This window comes from Mesorhizobium sp. M0615 (assembly GCF_040320805.1).
In the GTDB taxonomy this organism is placed as follows: domain Bacteria; phylum Pseudomonadota; class Alphaproteobacteria; order Rhizobiales; family Rhizobiaceae; genus Mesorhizobium.
In genome coordinates, this window is the sequence record NZ_JAMYQI010000021.1 from 1 (window position 1) to 17,300 (window position 17,300).

At 62.8% G+C, this 17,300-nt stretch carries 15 protein-coding genes and 1 pseudogene; 10 read left to right on the forward strand and 6 right to left on the reverse strand.

The genetic code is table 11. The features are described from left to right. The 4 genes from NKI46_RS27695 to uraH all read right to left on the reverse strand — a co-directional run. Positions 1 to 313: XdhC family protein (locus NKI46_RS27695; protein WP_502896845.1), on the reverse strand; the 313-nt coding region annotated here is incomplete at its 3' end. Positions 314 to 387: 74 nt separating this feature from the next. Then, on the reverse strand, positions 388 to 2,754 hold the full coding sequence (gene xdhB / locus NKI46_RS27700) for a xanthine dehydrogenase molybdopterin binding subunit (protein WP_352749009.1): 2,367 nt from the start codon (positions 2,752 to 2,754) through the stop codon (positions 388 to 390). Next, complete coding sequence (gene xdhA / locus NKI46_RS27705) at positions 2,754 to 4,235, reverse strand: xanthine dehydrogenase small subunit (protein WP_023746345.1); 1,482 nt, start codon at positions 4,233 to 4,235, stop codon at positions 2,754 to 2,756. The genes xdhB and xdhA overlap by 1 nt, the downstream gene beginning before the upstream one ends. 3 nt (positions 4,236 to 4,238) lie before the next feature. Further along, positions 4,239 to 4,613 (reverse strand): hydroxyisourate hydrolase, encoded by a 375-nt coding sequence (gene uraH / locus NKI46_RS27710; RefSeq protein WP_023694734.1) that lies wholly within the window; start codon positions 4,611 to 4,613, stop codon positions 4,239 to 4,241. A 184-nt stretch (positions 4,614 to 4,797) separates the two neighbouring features. On the opposite strand from uraH, the gene puuE reads away from it, so the two are divergent. The 4 genes from puuE to NKI46_RS27730 are packed head-to-tail and all read left to right on the forward strand — an operon-like array spanning position 4,798 to position 8,200. Continuing rightward, positions 4,798 to 6,216 (forward strand): allantoinase PuuE, encoded by a 1,419-nt coding sequence (puuE, locus tag NKI46_RS27715; RefSeq protein ID WP_352627384.1) that lies wholly within the window; start codon positions 4,798 to 4,800, stop codon positions 6,214 to 6,216. 32 nt (positions 6,217 to 6,248) lie between these two features. Next, positions 6,249 to 7,106 (forward strand): bifunctional allantoicase/(S)-ureidoglycine aminohydrolase, encoded by an 858-nt coding sequence (locus tag NKI46_RS27720; protein ID WP_502896846.1) that lies wholly within the window; start codon positions 6,249 to 6,251, stop codon positions 7,104 to 7,106. Beyond that, positions 7,103 to 7,603 (forward strand): ureidoglycolate lyase, encoded by a 501-nt coding sequence (locus NKI46_RS27725; protein ID WP_352749014.1) that lies wholly within the window; start codon positions 7,103 to 7,105, stop codon positions 7,601 to 7,603. Before NKI46_RS27720 ends, NKI46_RS27725 begins: the two co-directional genes overlap by 4 nt. Positions 7,604 to 7,606: 3 nt before the next feature. Beyond that, on the forward strand, positions 7,607 to 8,200 hold the full coding sequence (locus NKI46_RS27730) for a nucleoside deaminase (RefSeq protein WP_352461199.1): 594 nt from the start codon (positions 7,607 to 7,609) through the stop codon (positions 8,198 to 8,200). A gap of 10 nt (positions 8,201 to 8,210) precedes the next feature. Here the strand turns inward: NKI46_RS27730 and NKI46_RS27735 are convergent, their stop codons facing one another. Further along, entirely contained in the window at positions 8,211 to 8,522 is a 312-nt protein-coding gene (locus tag NKI46_RS27735) for a BrnA antitoxin family protein (protein WP_352461200.1), read from the reverse strand. Next, positions 8,509 to 8,764: pseudogene (locus NKI46_RS27740) on the reverse strand (BrnT family toxin). The gene NKI46_RS27735 and the pseudogene NKI46_RS27740 overlap by 14 nt, the downstream one beginning before the upstream one ends. A gap of 179 nt (positions 8,765 to 8,943) precedes the next feature. Here NKI46_RS27740 and NKI46_RS27745 point away from each other — a divergent pair. The 6 genes from NKI46_RS27745 (at position 8,944) to NKI46_RS27770 (ending at position 17,039) form a co-directional block, all read left to right on the forward strand. Further along, positions 8,944 to 10,929, forward strand: a complete 1,986-nt coding sequence (locus NKI46_RS27745; protein ID WP_352461201.1) for a CocE/NonD family hydrolase — start codon at positions 8,944 to 8,946, stop codon at positions 10,927 to 10,929. Positions 10,930 to 11,083: 154 nt separating this feature from the next. Beyond that, a complete protein-coding gene (locus NKI46_RS27750; protein ID WP_023752450.1) occupies positions 11,084 to 12,670 on the forward strand; it encodes an ABC transporter substrate-binding protein in 1,587 nt (528 codons plus the stop codon). 16 nt (positions 12,671 to 12,686) lie between these two features. Further along, positions 12,687 to 13,646 (forward strand): ABC transporter permease, encoded by a 960-nt coding sequence (locus NKI46_RS27755; RefSeq protein WP_023671388.1) that lies wholly within the window; start codon positions 12,687 to 12,689, stop codon positions 13,644 to 13,646. Positions 13,647 to 13,655: 9 nt separating this feature from the next. Continuing rightward, the gene (locus NKI46_RS27760; RefSeq protein WP_023671389.1) at positions 13,656 to 14,480 is read left to right on the forward strand and encodes an ABC transporter permease; all 825 of its coding nucleotides are present in this window, start codon (positions 13,656 to 13,658) and stop codon (positions 14,478 to 14,480) included. Continuing rightward, the gene (locus tag NKI46_RS27765; protein ID WP_023671390.1) at positions 14,480 to 16,135 is read left to right on the forward strand and encodes an ABC transporter ATP-binding protein; all 1,656 of its coding nucleotides are present in this window, start codon (positions 14,480 to 14,482) and stop codon (positions 16,133 to 16,135) included. Before NKI46_RS27760 ends, NKI46_RS27765 begins: the two co-directional genes overlap by 1 nt. Before the next feature lie 64 nt (positions 16,136 to 16,199). After that, positions 16,200 to 17,039 carry an alkaline phosphatase family protein gene (locus tag NKI46_RS27770; RefSeq protein ID WP_023694742.1) on the forward strand — a complete coding sequence of 280 codons (840 nt, stop codon included), beginning with the start codon at positions 16,200 to 16,202 and terminating at the stop codon, positions 17,037 to 17,039. The last annotated feature ends 261 nt before the right edge of the window (positions 17,040 to 17,300 follow it).

Sequence of the window (17,300 nt, forward strand, 5' to 3'; positions counted from 1 at the left end):
GCGCGCGGGGGGGGGCCCCCCCCCATGGGGGGGGGGGAGCCGACCCCCCGCCCCCCCCCCCGCCGGGGGGGCGCGCCCCCCCCGACCCTCCCCACAAGGGGGAGGGTGAAGACCCCACCATCTGCCTCGCCTTGTCGATCGCCATGTACTCGAGCTGACCGCCGCCGATCGTGCCAAAAATCGCCGCCTGCGATACGAGCATGAAGGCGCCCTTCTCGCGCGGAGTCGAGCCTTTGGTGCCGGCCACTTCGACCAGAGCAAGCCGGCCGGCGCTGGCGAGAAAAGCTCTGAGGCTTTGCACTTTCGAGTTCATATTGCGCATTCCCGTACGGGAAATATAGGGTTTTTCAGTCTGAATTGCACGTTTTGCCAGAATCCAGGTCAGAGTCAGGCGCTATTCTCGGCTTCACCCATCAACCGTTCGATCGCCATCAGCACCCGTTCTGGTGTTGCAGGAGCGTCGAGACGCGGACAGACCTTATGATCGGCCACACTTGCCACCGCGTCCGACAGCGCATGCAGCACAGACATGCCGAGCGGGAAGGGCGGTTCGCCGACCGCCTTGGAACGGTGCACCGTCGGCTCGTTGGCCTCCGGCCAGTCGGCCAGCGTGACGTTGAATATCTTCGGCCGGTCGGACGCGAGCGGGATCTTATAGGTCGACGGCGCATGCGTGCGCAGCCGGCCCTTGTCGTCCCACCACAGCTCCTCCGTCGTCAGCCAGCCCATGCCCTGGATGAAGCCGCCCTCGATCTGGCCGAGATCGATGGCGCGGTTCAGCGAGCGGCCGGTTTCATGCAATATGTCGGTGCGCTCGACGACATATTCGCCGGTCAGCGTGTCGACCGAGACTTCCGAGCACGAGGCGCCATAGGCGAAATAATAGAACGGACGGCCCTCGCCCTTGTCACGGTTCCAGTGGATTTTCGGCGTCTTGTAAAAACCCGCCGCCGACAGTTGGATGCGGGCCATATAGGCCTGCTTGACAAGGTCGGTGAAGGCGATCTCCTGGTTGCCGATGCGCACCCGGTTGGGCAGGAAAAGCACCTGCTCGCGCGGCACCTGGTATTTTTCGGCGGCGAAGTCGGTCAGCCGTTCCTTGATCTGGCGGGCGCCGTTCTGCGCCGCCATGCCGTTGAGGTCGGTGCCGGACGACGCCGCGGTGGCCGAAGTGTTGGGCACCTTGCCGGTGGTCGTCGCGGTGATCTTGACCTGGTCGAGGTCGATCTGGAACTCTTCCGCCACCACCTGCGCCACCTTGACGTAGAGGCCTTGCCCCATCTCGGTGCCGCCGTGATTCAGATGCACCGAACCATCGGTGTAGACATGCACCAGCGCGCCGGCCTGGTTGTAGTGGGTGGCTGTGAAAGAGATGCCGAATTTGACCGGCGTCAGCGCCAGGCCGCGCTTGATGAAGCGGCTGTTGGCGTTGAAGGCCTGGATGATGCGGCGGCGCCCCGCATAGTCGGCGCTCGCCTCCAGCTCGGCGACGATGCGGTGGATGATGTTGTCCTCGACCGTCTGGTGATAGGGGGTGACGTTGCGGCCCCCGTCTTTATCACCACTGGTGCCATAAAAATTCTGCTTGCGGATTTCGAGCGGGTCCTTGCCGACGGCAAAGGCAACCTCGTCGATGACCCGTTCGGCGCCGACCATGCCCTGCGGGCCGCCGAAGCCGCGAAACGCCGTGTTCGACACGGTGTTGGTGTAAAGCGGCGCCGATTGCGCATGCACCGCCGGCCAGAAATAGGTGTTGTCGCAATGGAACAGCGCGCGGTCGGTGACCGGTCCGGACAGGTCCGAGGAAAAGCCGCAACGCGCCGCAAACATGAAATCGACGCCTAAAATGTTGCCGTCGTCGTCGAAGCCAACGTCGTATTCGACAAGGAAATCATGGCGCTTGCCGGTGGCGATCATGTCGTCGTCGCGGTCGGGCCGGATTTTTACCGCGCGATGGTGTTTCTTGGCGGCGATCGCAGCCAATGCCGCAAACTGGTTGCCTTGCGTCTCCTTCCCGCCGAAGCCGCCACCCATGCGGCGGATTTCCACTGTGATGGCGTTGCTCGGCACGCCCAGCGCATGGCTGACCATATGCTGGACGTCGCTCGGATGCTGGGTCGAGGAATAGATGGTGACGTCCTGGTCTTCGCCGGGGATGGCCACGGCGATATGGCCTTCGAGATAGAAATGCTCCTGGCCGCCGATGCGCATCTTGCCCTTCAGCCGGCGCGGCGCCGCCTTGATCGCGGCAGCGGCATCGCCACGCTTCAGCGTGAGCGGCGGCGTGACCAGCTTGTCCTTGCGGGGGTCGAGGTCGCCAATGTCGGTGACGAAAGGCAATGGACTGTATTCGACCTTGGCCAGCCGGGTGGCGCGGCGCGCCTGTTCGCGCGTCTTGGCAATAACGCAGAAGATCGGCTGACCATAAAACTGCACCTTGTCGTCGGCCAGCACCGGCTCGTCGTGTCGACCGGTCGGCGAAATGTCATTTTCGCCCGGAACGTCCTTGGCCGTCAGCACATCGACGACGCCCGGCGCCGCGCGCACCGCCGACAGATCCATTTTGCTGATCGTCGCATGCGTCGCCGTGGACAGGCCGAGGCAGCCATGCAGCATGCCCGCCGGTTCCGGCATATCGTCGATATAGACCGCGCTGCCGCTGACATGCTTGTGCGCGGAATCGTGGCGCTGGTCGGCGGCGACGCCACCGGAAATCTTCTGCGCCTTGAGATCTGGAGAGGCGTGCTTGTTCATCAGGCCGCCTCGTTGCGTGACACCTGGAACGGCGCCTTGCTGCCGCTGGTTTCGGCAAAAAAGCGCAGCAGCAGGTTCCTGGCCGCCAGCGCCCGGTACTCGGCCGATGCCCGCATATCGGTCAGCGGGGTGAAATCGCCGGCATATTCAGCCATGGCCGCTTCCACCGTTGTCTCCGTCCACGGCTTGCCGAGCAGCGCTTTTTCGACACCGAAAGCCCGCTTCGGGGTGGCCGCCATGCCGCCATAGGCGATGCATATATCGGCCACGGTTCCGTCCTTGGCCAAGTCGAGGAAAAAGGCGCCAAGGGCTGCGGTGATGTCCTCGTCGCGGCGCTTGGTGATCTTGTAGACGGCAAACTTCGTGCCCTTGGCCGGCACGGGAACGTGCACGGCCTCGACGAATTCGCCTGGCTGCCGGTCCTGCTTGCCATAGGCGATGAAGAAATCCTCGAGCGCGATGGTGCGCCGCTTCTTGCCGCGGCGCAGCGTCAGTTGCGCACCAAGCGCGATCAGGGGCGGCGGCGTGTCGCCGATCGGCGAGCCATTGGCGATGTTGCCGCCGATGGTGCCCATGTTTCGTACCTGTTCGCCGCCGATGCGGTCGAACAATGGCCCGAGCGCGGGGATGCGCTTGGCCAGTGTCGCGAAGGCGTCGGTGTAGGTAACGCCGGCGCCGATGGTGATGACGTCATTGTCTTCGGAGATCGCGCACAGCCCCTCGAGATTGCCGATGAAGACTACCGGTGAGATGTCGCGCATGTGCTTGGTGACCCACAGGCCGACGTCGGTCGAGCCGGCGACAACAGTGGCGTCGGGTTCCTTATCCAGTACAGCGGCGAAATCATCGGCGTTGGCCGGGACGATCAACCTCAGCTTGCCGGCGCCGATTTCGACGCGGGCACCGTCATGCATAGCCTCGAGCCTGGCGGTGATCGCCTTGCGCTCGGCCGCCAGCGGATCCTTCGCCGCCTTGCCGTAGCTGGAGATGGCACGCGCGGCGCGCATGATTGCCTCATAGCCGGTGCAGCGGCAAAGATTGCCTTGCAAGGCCTTCTCGATCGCCGCATTCGACGGGTCCGGCGACTTCATCCACAAGCCGTAGAGCGACATGACGAAGCCCGGCGTGCAGAAGCCGCATTGCGAAGCGTGGAAATCGACCATCGCCTGCTGCACCGGATGCAATTGGCCAGGCGCGCCGCGCAGATGCTCGACGGTGACGACATGGGTGCCGTCGAGCGAACCGAGGAAACGGATGCAGGCGTTGACGCTTTCATAAACCAGCTTGCCGGCGGACAATTTTCCGACCAGGACCGTGCAGGCGCCGCAATCGCCCTCGGCGCAGCCTTCCTTGGTGCCGCGCAGCGAGCGGTCGAGCCGCAGCCAGTCGAGCAAGGTCGCGTCGGGCGCCACCGACGACAGCGCGACATCCCTGCCATTGAGGATGAAGCGGATCTCGTTGCGTATGGTGATCTTGGCCATGCGTCAGCTCCCCCTGTAGGTCGAGTAGCCATAAGGAGAGATAAGCAACGGCACGTGATAATGCACGGATTCCGCCATGCCGAAGCGGATCGGCACACTGTCGAGGAAGGCCGGTTCCGGCAGTTTGGTGCCCTGGCCGCGTAGATAGTCACCGGCGGCGAACACCAGTTCGTATTCTCCAAGGCGGAATTCCGCTCCTGCCAGCAGCGGCGCATCGCAGCGGCCGTCGGCATTTGTGACGACGGTCTTCAAATGTATCCGCGCGTCGCTCTCAAGATGATAAAGCGCGATCGACAGGCCCGCCGCCGGCTTGCCGGTCGCGGTGTCGAGCACATGCGTCGTCAGACGTCCGCCATCGGCTTTCGACGTTTCTGCCACTGGCGCCTCCCATTTCCGATACAGCCGAACAAAGCAGTGAATTGTGCGCCAATTAAAGGCGATGCATAAGTCCCGGTCGAGCGGAGTGGCACAAAAACACTTTCAAAAATTTCGGGGGAATGCGCGAGCAACCCTTTCGACTATCCTGATCATAACTTCCGGCAGCGTCCGGCGGGGAGGGGCAATGCGTTACTCTAGAGACATGCGCGGCTACGGAGCCAATCCGCCGGATCCGAAATGGCCGGGCGGTGCGCATGTGGCCGTCCAATTCGTCGTCAACTACGAGGAAGGCGGCGAGAACTGCGTGCTGCACGGCGACAAGGCCTCGGAAGCCTTTCTGTCGGAAATCGTCGGCGCCGCGCCCTGGGTCGGCCAGCGCCACTGGAACATGGAATCGATCTACGAATATGGCGCGCGGGCAGGCTTCTGGCGGCTGCTGCGCCTGTTCAGCGAGGCGCAAGTGCCGGTGACCTGCTACGGGGTCGCCTCAGCATTAGCCCGGTCGCCCGACCAGGTGGCGGCGATGCAGGAGGCCGGCTGGGAAATGGCCTCGCACGGGCTGAAATGGATCGACTACCGCGACCACAGCGCCGAGGACGAGCGCCGCGACCTCGAAGCGGCGATCAAGCTGCACTACGAGGTGACAGGCCAACGGCCGACCGGCTGGTACACCGGCCGCACCTCGGTCAATACGGTGCGGTTGGTGGCCGAAGAGGGCGGCTTCGACTATGTGTCGGACACTTATGACGACGAACTGCCCTACTGGTTCGAGCACGGCGGCGGCGCGCAACTCGTCATCCCCTACACGCTCGATGCCAACGACATGCGTTTCGCCACGCCGCAGGGATTCAATTCCGGCGACCAGTTCTTCGCCTATTTGAAGGACAGTTTCGACACGCTCTATGCCGAGGGCAAAGCGGGCCGGCCGCGGATGATGAATATCGGCCTGCATTGCCGCCTCGTCGGACGTCCCGGGCGGGTGGCGGCGCTGAAGCGCTTCGTCGACTATGTCAGATCGCACGACAAGGTCTGGCTGGCACGGCGCATCGATATCGCCAGGCACTGGCAGGAGAACCACCCCTACCAGCCGGCGGCGCTCAAGCCGTCGAAGATGGCGTTCGAGACCTTCGTCGACACTTTCGGCGGCGTGTTCGAACATTCGCCCTGGATCGCCGAACGTGCCTATGAGCTGGAGCTTGGGCCGGCGCATGACAGCGCCGGCGGCCTGCACAATGCGCTCTGCCGCGTCTTCCGCGCCGCCAGCGAAACCGAGCGGATCGGTGTCCTCAACGCCCATCCCGATCTCGCTGGCAAACTGGCCGAAGCGAGACGCCTCACTGCGGAATCCACACGCGAGCAGGCCTCCGCCGGCCTCGACGCGCTGACCGACAAGGAGCGCGAGCTGTTTTCCAAGCTCAACGCCGCTTACGTCACCACCTTCGGCTTTCCCTTCATCATCGCGGTGCGGGGCAAGACCAAGGAGGAGATCCTCGCCGAGTTCGAGGCGCGCATCGGCAACAGCCGTGGCGTAGAACTCGATACCGCCTGCAAACAGGTCGAGCGCATCGCGCTGCTCCGCCTGAAAGACATGCTCCCGCTCTAATGAAATGACTGAGGGGTCAGGACCCAATGGATATGATCAAGACTGACCAGAAAACCTATTATGCACCGCATGGCGGCCATCCCGGCCAAATTGAGCTTTTGACCGGCCGCGCCGTCTTCACCGAGGCCTATGCCGTCATACCGAAGGGAGTGATGCAGGACATCGTCACCAGCCCACTGCCGTTCTGGGACGAGACCAGGGCCTGGATCATCGCCAGGCCGCTTTCGGGTTTCGCCGAGACATTTTCGCAGTACATCGTCGAGGTCCTGCCCGGCGGCGGCAGCGACCGGCCCGAGCCGGACGCCGGCGCCGAGGGCGTGCTGTTCGTGGTTGAGGGCGAGTTGACCGTTTCGCTGGCCGGCAAGAAGCACGTGCTGCAAGCCGGCGGTTTTGCCTTCCTGCCGCCGGACAGCGGCTGGACGGTGCGCAACGAAGGTCGCGACGCCGTACGCTTCCACTGGATCAGGAAGGCCTATGAGGCCGTCGACGGCATCGACGCGCCGGAAGTCTTGTTCAGCAGTGACCAGCAAATGGCGCCGACGCCGATGCCCGGCACCGAGGGTCGCTGGGCAACGACCCGTTTCGTCGATCCAGCCGACATGCGCCACGACATGCATGTCACCATCGTTACGCTCGAGCCTGGCGCCGTCATCCCATTTGCCGAGACGCATGTCATGGAGCACGGGCTCTATGTCTTGGAAGGCAAGGCGGTCTACCGCCTCAACCAGGACTGGGTCGAGGTCGAGGCCGGCGACTTCATGTGGCTGCGCGCCTTCTGCCCGCAGGCCTGCTACGCGGGCGGCCCAGGCAAATTCCGCTATCTCCTTTACAAGGACGTCAACCGGCACGCCAAGCTCGGCGGGGCGGGCATTGGCGGTCGCGCGCGGTGACCCGCATCACAGCGCGGCCGCTGACCCGCGAAAGCTTTGCCGGCTTCGGCGATGTCATCGACATGGGCGGCGGCAATCACTACCCGATCAATGGCGGCAAGACCGAGCGCTACCACAATCTCGCCACCGCTGAAGCCGCGGGACCGAATGCCCGCGTGCTGATCTCGATGGCGCGCGGCACGCCTTACGACCTGCCGCTGAAGCTGACCATGGTCGAGCGCCATCCCTTGGGCAGCCAGGCGTTCATCCCGCTGTCGCCGCGGCCTTTCCTGGTCGTCGTCTGCCATGACGGCAAGGACGGTCCGCGCGAGCCGCACGCCTTCATCACCGCACCCGGGCAAGGCGTCAACTATCCGCGCAATCTCTGGCACGGCGTGCTGACGCCGCTCGGCGAAGCGCAGGATTTCGTCATCGTCGACCGCGGCGGTGACGGCTCCAACCTCGAAGAGTTCCATTTCTCGCACCTCTACGAAATCCATCTCCCCAACGAGACCTGAGAAATGACCGACATATCGCTGATCGACCGCCTGCTCGATGTCATCGAGCACGACATCGTGCCGAAAACGGCAGAGGGCGTGGCCCATGGGAACAAGCTGTTCGGCGCCGCCATCCTGCGGAAGGGCGACCGCTCGCTGGTGCTGGCCGAAACCAACAACGAGATGGAAAATCCGCTCTGGCATGGCGAGGTGCACTGCCTGAAGCGTTTCTATGAAATGCCGAAAGCCGAGCGCGTCGACACCAAGGACGCCATCTTCATCGCCACGCATGAGCCCTGCTCGCTCTGCCTGTCGGCGATCACCTGGACCGGCTTCGACAATTTCTACTACCTCTTCAGCCACGAGGATTCACGCGACAGCTTTGCGATCCCGCACGATCTGAAAATCCTGAAAGAGGTCTTCACTCTTGATCCCGGCGGCTACAATGCCGAGAACACTTATTGGAAGAGTTTTTCCATTCGCAGGCTGGTGCGGGCGCTGCCCGAGGCCGAGCGCGGCCGGCTTGAGGCAAGGATCGGCAATATTTCCACCCGCTACGACGAACTGTCCGGCGCTTATCAGGCGCGCAAGTCCGAAAACGACATTCCGCTGAACTGACGCGGATTGCCTAGCCTACCTTCGCGTTTTTCAGCACCTCGTTGATCCTGGCCTGCCAGCCCTTGCCGGTCGCCTTGAATTTACTGATGACATCCTGATCCAGACGGATGGACACGACTTGCTTAGGCTTCTCCACGGCTGGCCGGCCACGAGCACGCCTTATGCTCTCGAAAAGTTCTGGAAACACTTCCGCGAAAGGCCTGGCTTGCGCCAACTGTTCGTCTGTCGTCTCCGCATCGTCGGGATCATCAACAATTTGTCTTTGAATTTCCACTTCCTCCGCATCGGTAAGCGGTCGAAAACGCGATTTAGGATTGTTCATATATTGACCTTTCCTTTCGGCTGGCACGGCGCATCGAGATCACCGAAATCGACTCCGAACCAAGCGGCTTGAAAATCACGGCCAGGATGATCTCTCCGAATTCGCCAATTGCCTTGAACCGGTCGGCCTTGGCTGGAAGGACGGTTGAAGTCGCAAAAAAACTCAATATCGAGTTCGGCAAAATCGAGACCCCGGCTGTCCAGGTTCGTCACGCGCTTTGGCTCATCCCAAACGATTTTCAGGCGAAATCCTCATCACGTTGGGTTCAGTTAATAAATGTAATACATTAATTATAATCCTGCAACATCAGGGCAAAACAATCGGGCTACATATCGTGGCGTCGTCGCGGCGACACCGGCCGTCGCCCGTTTGACTTCATGACATGCCCGCTCCATGCGTCACTGACATCCTGGAGCATCGCATGAAAACCATCACCGAATTTCCCCGCAAGGTCGTCGAATTCCCCGATATGGGCATCGTCATGCCGGATGGTTGCCGGCTGTCGGCGCGGGTTTGGATGCCGGAGGACGCCAGCAGCGATCCGGTGCCGGCGATCCTCGAGCACCTGCCCTACCGCAAGCGCGACGGCACCATCTTTCGCGATCAGCTGACGCATCCCTATTTTGCCGGCCACGGCTACGCCTCGATCCGCGTCGACATGCGCGGCAATGGCGATTCCGAAGGTCTGATGGACGACGAATATTCCGAGCAGGAATTGCAGGACGCCTGCGATGTGATTGCCTGGGCGGCAGCACAGCCCTGGTGCAACGGCAGTGTCGGCATGATGGGCATTTCCTGGGGTGGCTTCAACTGCCTGCAGGTGGCGGCCAAGCAGCCGCCGGCGCTGAAGGCGGTGATCAGCCTGTGCTCGACCGTCGACCGCTACGCCGACGATATCCACTACAAGGGCGGCTGCCTTTTGACGGAAAATTTCGGCTGGGCCTCGACCATGTTGTCCTATTCGTCGCGACCGCCGGATCCGCTGATTGCGGGCGACAATCGCTGGCGCGACCTCTGGCTGACGCGGCTGGAGAACCAGTCTTTCCTTCTGCCGCTCTGGCTCAGCCATCAGCATCGCGACGCCTATTGGAAACGCGGTTCGATCTGCGAGGATTTCTCCGCGGTCAAAGCCGCCGTGCTGTCGATCGGCGGCTGGCATGACGGCTACCGCAACACGATTTCGCATCTGGTCACCAACATCCAGGCGCCGGTGAAGGGCATTGTCGGGCCATGGATCCACAAATACCCGCATTATGCCGAACCCAAACCCGCCATCGGCTTCCTGCAGGAGGCGTTGCGCTGGTGGGACAGCTGGTTGAAGGGCGTCGACACCGGCGTCGAGGCCGACCCGGACTACCGCGCCTATGTCATGGACAGTGTGCGGCCGGCGCGCTGGCACCCGGAGCGGCCGGGCCGTTGGGTGGCCGAACAGGAATGGCCGTCTCCCAACATCATGGTCGGGGCGATCGAACTCATTGCTGACGGCGTCAGGCCGGCGATCGTGGCGACCCCGCAAAGCTGCGGGCTCGCCGGCGGGGAATATTTTCCCTTCACCTTTGGCCCGGAACTGCCGGGCGACCAGCGCCCGGACGATGCGCTGTCCGTCTGCTTCGATCAGCCTGTGCTTGCCGAGACACTCGACATCGTCGGCGCGCCGGAGCTTCTCATCCGGGTGTCGTCCGATCGCCCGCAGGCGAACATCGCGGTTCGACTGTGCGACGTGCACCCCGACGGCGCCTCGGAACTGATCTCCTACGGCGTGCTCAACCTGACGCATCGTTCTTCGCACGAACAGCCGCAAGCGCTGGTGCCGGGCGAAACGGTTTCGGCGCGCGTTATTCTCGACCAGTGCGCCTACCGCGTGCCGGCCGGACACCGCCTGCGCATCGCTGTTTCCAACGCTTACTGGCCGATGATCTGGCCGTCGCCGGAACCGGTGCGGCTCGACCTTTCAGCGGCGACGCTGAGGCTGCCGCTGCGCCCGCTCGCAAAAAGCGACGAGACCTCGTTCCAGTCTCCCGAAGGCGCAACACCCTGGGCAACCGAGACAGTTCGTGCAGCGAATTCCGAGCGTCACGTCGATCGCGATGAGAAGACCGGCATCGTCACGCTGTCGATCACGGATGATTTCGGAGAAGTGCGCGATCTCGCGCATGGACTGGCCAATGGCAGCATTGCCCGCGAGAGCTGGACGATCCACCCCGACGACCCGCTGTCTGCCTCGGGCCGCACGCACTGGACGCAGACCTTGTCGCGAAACGGATGGTCGGTGCGCACCGAGACGTCGGCTGAAATGCGCTGCGATGCGCAAAACTTCATCGTCAGCGCCAGAATCGAAGCCTATGAGGGCGAAACGCTGGTTTTCGAACGCGATTTCGAAGAGACGATCCCGCGCGACCTGCTCTGAGCGTCCACCCGACTGGTCCAGTTGCGACGCACGATTTACGCCACGGCATGTCGCATTCCGTCTTGCTTACCGCTTTGCCTTCCGGTCAATATCCCTTTGGTAACAACAAGCAAAAAACGACCATAAGGTCGAACCAACAGAGTGAGGAACTCAAATGTCCAACGAACTCGAATATCTGAGCCGGCGCGTTGCGTCCGGCAAGCTGAGCCGTCGTGATTTCCTCGGCCGCGCCGCAGCACTCGGCGTCACAGCGCCCTTCGCCAATATGCTGCTTTCCAGTGCGGCTCGCGCGGAAGGCCCGGTCAAGGGCGGCACGCTGAAGGCCGGCCTCGTCGGCGGCGAATCCACGAACAGCCTGGACCCGGCTTTGTTCATGACGCAAGTGCCGTTCGCTTTTGGCAAGATGTGGGGCGAACTGATCGTCGAGCTGTCCCCGGAAGGCAAGCTCGAGAACCGCATCGCCGAAGAGATCGGCTCGTCGGACGACGCCAAGGTGTGGACGCTGAAAATCCGCGACGGCGTCGAATTCCACAACGGCAAGACGGTGACCGCTGAGGATGTGGCGGCAACGCTCGAGCGCCATTCCGATGAAAAGTCGAAGTCCGGCGCGCTGGGCTACATGAAGGGCATCGACAGCATCAAAGCCAGTGGCAAGGAAGTCGTCCTGACGCTGAAGGAGGCCAACGCCGACCTTCCCTATCTCCTCAGCGACTACCACCTCATCGTCCAGCCCAACGGCGGCAAGGACAAGGCGGATGCCGGCATCTCGGCAGGACCCTACAAGGTCACCACCAACGAGCCCGGCGTGCGCCATGGCGGCGAGCGCTTCGCCAATTACTGGCAGGCCGACAAGATGGGCCATGCCGACCAGATCGAGATCATCGTCATCAACGACGCGACCGCGCGCACGGCGGCCCTGCAGGGCGGCCAGGTCAACATGATCAACCGCGTCGAGCCGAAGATCGTCGACCTGATCAAGCGCGTACCGGGCGTCACCATCCGCAACCATGCCGGCCCCGGCCACTACGTCTTCATCATGCATTGCAACACCGCGCCCTTCGACAACAGCGACCTGCGCACGGCGCTGAAGCTCGCGATCGACCGCGAAGAGATGCTGAACAAGGTGCTGCGCGGCTACGGCTCGCTCGGCAACGACTTCCCGATCAATTCGTCCTATCCGCTGTTTTCCGAGATCGAGCAGCGCAAATATGATCCCGACAAGGCCAAGTTCCACTACAAGAAGTCGGGCCATGACGGCACCGTGCTGCTGCGCACCTCCGACGTCGCCTTCCCGGGCGCGGTCGACGCCTCGCAGCTCTTCCAGCAGAGCGCGGCCAAGGCCGGCATCAAGATCGAGCTCAAGCGCGAGCCCGGCGACGGCTACTGGAACGAGGTCTGGAACAAGCAGCCCTTCTGCGCCTCCTATTGGGGCGGCCGCTCGACCCAGGACCAGATGTACTCGACCGCCTATCTGTCGACCGCCGACTGGAACGACACCCGTTTCAAGCGTCCGGACTTCGACAAGCTGGTGCTGGCCGCACGCGCCGAACTCGACGAGACCAAGCGCAAGCAGATGTACCACGACATGGCCGTGCTGGTGCGCGACGAGGGCGGCCTGATCCTGCCGATGTTCAATCAGTTCATCGATGCGACAGGCGCCAAGGTCGGCGGCTGGGTAGACGATCCGCATCAGGAGCTGATGAACGGCTACGCGCTGGCGAAGTGCTGGCTCGAAGCCTGAGCCCGGCTTTGCGGATATGTCCTCACCCGTCGTGAAACTTGTGGCCCAGCGCGTTGCGCTGGGCATCGTCCTCTTGCTGGCCGTTTCGGTCCTGATCTTCGCCGGCACCCAGATCCTGCCCGGCGACGTCGCGCAAGCCATTCTCGGACAGTCGGCGACGCCGGAATCGCTCGCCAATCTGCGCGAGCAGCTCGGCCTGAATCAGCCGGCTTACATCAGGTATTTCCATTGGCTAGGCGGTGTGCTCACCGGCGATCTTGGCACGGCGATGTCGAGCGGCCAGGATATTGCCACATCGATCAAGGGGCGGCTGTGGAACACGCTGTTCCTCGCCTTCTGGGCTGCGATCGTGGCCGTGCCGCTGGCCATCATCCTCGGCCTGATCGCCGTGCGTTACCGCAATGGCTGGGTCGACAAGCTGATCTCCGGCCTGGCGCTCGCCTCGACATCTTTCCCGGAATTCTTCATCGGCTATGTGCTCGTCTATTTCTTTGCCGTGAAGTATCAATGGTTCCCGGCCATTTCCACGGTCTATGACGGCATGCCGTTCGGTGAGCGCATGCAGGCGATCGCGTTGCCGGCCACCGCGCTGACGCTGGTTGTGCTGGCGCATATGATGCGCATGACCCGCGCGGCCATCCTCAACGTCATGCAGTCGGCCTATGTCGAGACGGCAGAACTGAAAGGCCTGTCGGCCTTCAACGTCATCCGCAAGCATGCTTTCCCCAATGCCATAGCGCCGATCATCAACGTCGTCATGCTCAACCTCGCCTACCTCATCGTCGGCGTCGTCGTGGTCGAGGTGATCTTCGTCTATCCCGGCATGGGACAATATCTGGTCGACCACGTCACCAAGCGCGACGTGCCGGTGGTGCAGGCGGTCGGCCTGGTCTTCGCCGCCGTCTATATCAGCCTGAACATCATTGCGGACATCGGGGCGATTGTCGCCAATCCGCGCCTCAGACATCCGAAATAGGCGGCGGGCATGCTCGACATCAAACGCATCCCCATCCCCGCGCTGATCGGCATCGTGCTGACGGCTATGTTCGTGCTGGCGGCAGTTTTCGCACCGTTGATCGCACCGTACGGCAATGCCGAAATCGTCGGCGATGTCTGGGAACCGATGACGGCGGCACATTTGCTGGGCACCGACAATCTCGGTCGCGATCTTCTGTCGCGCATGATCTACGGCGCTCGCATCACGCTGTTCATCGCGGTGCTGGCCACCGCGCTGTCATTCTCGCTCGGCGCCATCCTCGGCTTTTCGGCGGCGGTGTTCGGCGGCTGGTTCGACACGCTTCTGTCGCGCCTTGTCGATCTGCTGATGTCGATCCCGACCCTGATCATGGCGCTCGTCGTGCTTTCGGTGCTGCCGACCAATCTGGTGACGCTGATCCTGGTGATGGGCGTCCTCGACTCGACCCGCGTCTACCGGCTGTCGCGCGCGGTGGCCGTCGACATCAACGTCATGGACTATGTCGAGGCCGCCAAGCTGCGGGGCGAAGGCAGCGGCTGGATCATCTTCCGCGAGATCCTGCCCAACGCGCTTTCGCCGCTGGTCTCGGAACTTGGCCTGCGCTTCATCTACGCGGTGCTGTTCTTGTCGACGCTGTCCTTTCTCGGGCTTGGCGTGCAACCGCCGGATGCCGACTGGGGCGGCATGGTCAAGGAGAACAAGGACGGCATCGTCTTCGGTATCGGGGCGGCACTCATTCCCGCCGCGGCGATCGCAGCACTGGCGATTTCGGTCAATCTGGTCGCCGACTGGGTGCTCAACCGCACGACAAGCCTGAAGGGAGGACGCGGGTGATGGCTGACACAAAAGCAAAGCCCGGCCTGCTGCTCGATATCCGCAATCTGCGCATCGAAGCGACAGTGTTTCCGCCCGGCGAGGCGCCGAAGAACATCGTTTTGGTCCACGATGTCTCGCTGACGCTGGAAAAGGGCAAGGTGCTCGGCCTGATCGGCGAGTCCGGCGCCGGCAAGTCGACCATCGGCCTGTCGTCGATGGGCTATGGCCGTGGCGGCGTGCGCATCACCGGCGGAGAGGTGCTGCTCAACGGCCGCGATATCCTCAAGGGCGGCAAGGAAGGTTTCCGCAAATTGCGCGGCCGCGAGGTCTGCTATGTCGCGCAGTCGGCGGCCGCGGCCTTCAATCCGGCGCACAAGCTGATGGACCAGGTGGTGGAAGCAACGCTGCTGCACGGCACGGCGACACGCGCCGAGGCCGAGAAACGTGCCGTGGCGTTGTTCAAGAAGCTCAGCCTGCCAAACCCCGAAATCATCGGCGAACGGTTCCCGCACCAGGTCTCCGGCGGCCAGTTGCAGCGCGTGATGACGGCTATGGCGCTGTGTTCGGAACCTGACCTGATCGTCTTCGACGAGCCGACCACGGCACTCGACGTGACGACGCAGATCGACGTGCTGGCGGCGATCAAGGACGCCATCCGCGACACCCATGTCGCGGCGCTCTACATTACCCACGATCTTGCCGTCGTCGCCCAGGTCTCGGACGAGATCATGGTGCTGCGCCATGGCAGGCTGGTCGAATGGGGCGGCACTCGCCAGATCATCAAGGAGCCGCGCCAGGAATACACCAATGCGCTGGTCTCGGTGCATGAGATCGAGCATGCCGAGCAGAAGCCCGGCGCCGCGCCGTTCCTGTCGGTCAAGAACGTCACCGCCGCTTACGGCGGCAGCCACGTCAAGGTGCTGAAGAACGTCTCGGTCGACATCTATCCGGGACAGACGCTGGCCGTCGTCGGTGAATCCGGCTCCGGCAAGTCGACGCTGGCGCGCGCCATCACCGGGCTGTTGCCGCCGGAAGAAGGCACCGTCACCTTCGACGGCAGGCCGCTCGCCAACAGGCTTGCCGACCGGCCGAAGGAGGATCTGCGGCAATTGCAGATGATCTACCAGATGGCCGACGTGGCGATGAACCCGCGCCAGACCGTCGGCACCATCATCGGCCGGCCGCTGGAATTCTACTTCGGCATACGCGGCCGCGAGCGCGACAAGCGCGTCGCCGAACTGCTCGACGAGATCGAGATGGGCAAGGGCTTTCTCGATCGTTATCCGGCCGAACTCTCCGGAGGCCAGAAACAGCGCGTCTGTATCGCCCGCTCGCTCGCCGCCAAGCCCAAGCTGATCATCTGCGACGAGGTGACATCGGCGCTCGACCCGCTGGTGGCCAACGGCATTCTCAAGCTGCTGCTCAACCTGCAGCAGCACGAGAAGGTCGCCTACCTCTTCATCACCCACGATCTGGCGACGGTGAAGTCGATCGCCGATTCGATCGCGGTGATGTACCGCGGCGAGGTGGTGCGCTACGGCGCCAAGAGCAAGGTGCTGACGCCGCCCTTCGACGCCTATACCGACCTGCTGCTGTCGTCCGTTCCCGAGATGGAGATCGGCTGGCTGGAAAAGGCGATCAAGGGACGGCGCATGGCGAGCGCGGGGAATTAGTAGGGAATTCGCGGCCTTTGTCGCGAAAACTTCCTTCAACGGCAAAAGCTTTCCGGAGCCGCCCATGGCGCTCAAGACCAAACTGCTGCTCATCATTTTCGATGGCGTGCCCTACCGGAACTGGCGCCGGCTGATGGGCAATCTCGAAGGCTGGGTGCAATCGGGCGAGGCGCAGGTGTGGAAGATGCGCTCGGTGCTGCCGTCGACCTCGGCCTGCTGCTATGCCTCGATCCACACCGGCGTTTCGCCGCAGGAGCACGGCATCCTATCCAACGAGAACCGTTTTCTCGTCAACAAGCCGGATATTTTCTCCGAGGTCAGCAAGGCCGGCGGCAAGACCGGCGCGGTGACGCATTCCTACTGGTCGGAATTCTTTCGTTCCTATCCGTTCGATCTGGTCGAGGACATGGAGTATGACGAGCCCAACGGACCGATCGCGCATGGCCGCTTCCACACCATGACCGGCTACAATGCCCGCAACCAGATGACGCCGAGCGATGTCGACCTGTTTGCGACGCTGACCATGCTGACCCGACGCCATGCCATCGACTACGGTATCCTGCACACCTGCACTCTGGATTCGATGGGCCATCGCTTCGGCCATGACTGCCACGAAATGGACCATGCCTGCTATGCGATGGACGGCATGCTGGCAGCCTTCCTGCCGGGCTGGCGGCAGGCCGGTTACGAGGTGATCGTAACCGCCGACCACGGCCAGACAGACCGCGGCCATCATGGCGGCCGTGACGATGAAATGCAGGATTTCGCGCTGTATTATTTCGGAGCCGGCAAAGGGCCGGATCCGGACACGCTGCTTGATCAACTGCAACTGGCGCCGACGGTGCTGAAGCGGCTGGGTGTGCCGGTGCCGGAGACCATGAAGGCTAAGCCGTTTTTGGGGTGACGGAGGTCGTCGCTGAGCCGCCGTTCGCTACCCCCTCTCCCCGTCACTATACGGGGAGAGGGTAAGGGTGAGGGGCAGCGCAACATCAAACATAAATACCCCAACGCCGGTGCCGCCCCTCATCCGGCTGCCGCCACCTTCTCCCTGTATAGTGACGGGGAGAAGGGAGACACTCTGGCAACACTCACCTTCTTCGGTTAGCTTCGCCAAAATTCCTTGGCGGAAGGATGAACCTTTTTGAACCTATCGGCGACAGAGCAG

What these genes read in the sequence shown, in the direction of transcription:
- xdhB (WP_352749009.1), bottom strand. Translation starts at nt 2,754, where the DNA reads ATGAACAAGCACGCCTCTCCAGATCTCAAGGCGCAGAAGATTTCCGGT.
- xdhA (WP_023746345.1), bottom strand. Translation starts at nt 4,235, where the DNA reads ATGGCCAAGATCACCATACGCAACGAGATCCGCTTCATCCTCAATGGC.
- puuE (WP_352627384.1), top strand. Translation starts at nt 4,798, where the DNA reads ATGCGTTACTCTAGAGACATGCGCGGCTACGGAGCCAATCCGCCGGAT.
- NKI46_RS27720 (WP_502896846.1), top strand. Translation starts at nt 6,249, where the DNA reads ATGATCAAGACTGACCAGAAAACCTATTATGCACCGCATGGCGGCCAT.
- NKI46_RS27730 (WP_352461199.1), top strand. Translation starts at nt 7,607, where the DNA reads ATGACCGACATATCGCTGATCGACCGCCTGCTCGATGTCATCGAGCAC.
- NKI46_RS27735 (WP_352461200.1), bottom strand. Translation starts at nt 8,522, where the DNA reads ATGAACAATCCTAAATCGCGTTTTCGACCGCTTACCGATGCGGAGGAA.
- NKI46_RS27745 (WP_352461201.1), top strand. Translation starts at nt 8,944, where the DNA reads ATGAAAACCATCACCGAATTTCCCCGCAAGGTCGTCGAATTCCCCGAT.
- NKI46_RS27750 (WP_023752450.1), top strand. Translation starts at nt 11,084, where the DNA reads ATGTCCAACGAACTCGAATATCTGAGCCGGCGCGTTGCGTCCGGCAAG.
- NKI46_RS27755 (WP_023671388.1), top strand. Translation starts at nt 12,687, where the DNA reads ATGTCCTCACCCGTCGTGAAACTTGTGGCCCAGCGCGTTGCGCTGGGC.
- NKI46_RS27760 (WP_023671389.1), top strand. Translation starts at nt 13,656, where the DNA reads ATGCTCGACATCAAACGCATCCCCATCCCCGCGCTGATCGGCATCGTG.
- NKI46_RS27765 (WP_023671390.1), top strand. Translation starts at nt 14,480, where the DNA reads ATGGCTGACACAAAAGCAAAGCCCGGCCTGCTGCTCGATATCCGCAAT.
- NKI46_RS27770 (WP_023694742.1), top strand. Translation starts at nt 16,200, where the DNA reads ATGGCGCTCAAGACCAAACTGCTGCTCATCATTTTCGATGGCGTGCCC.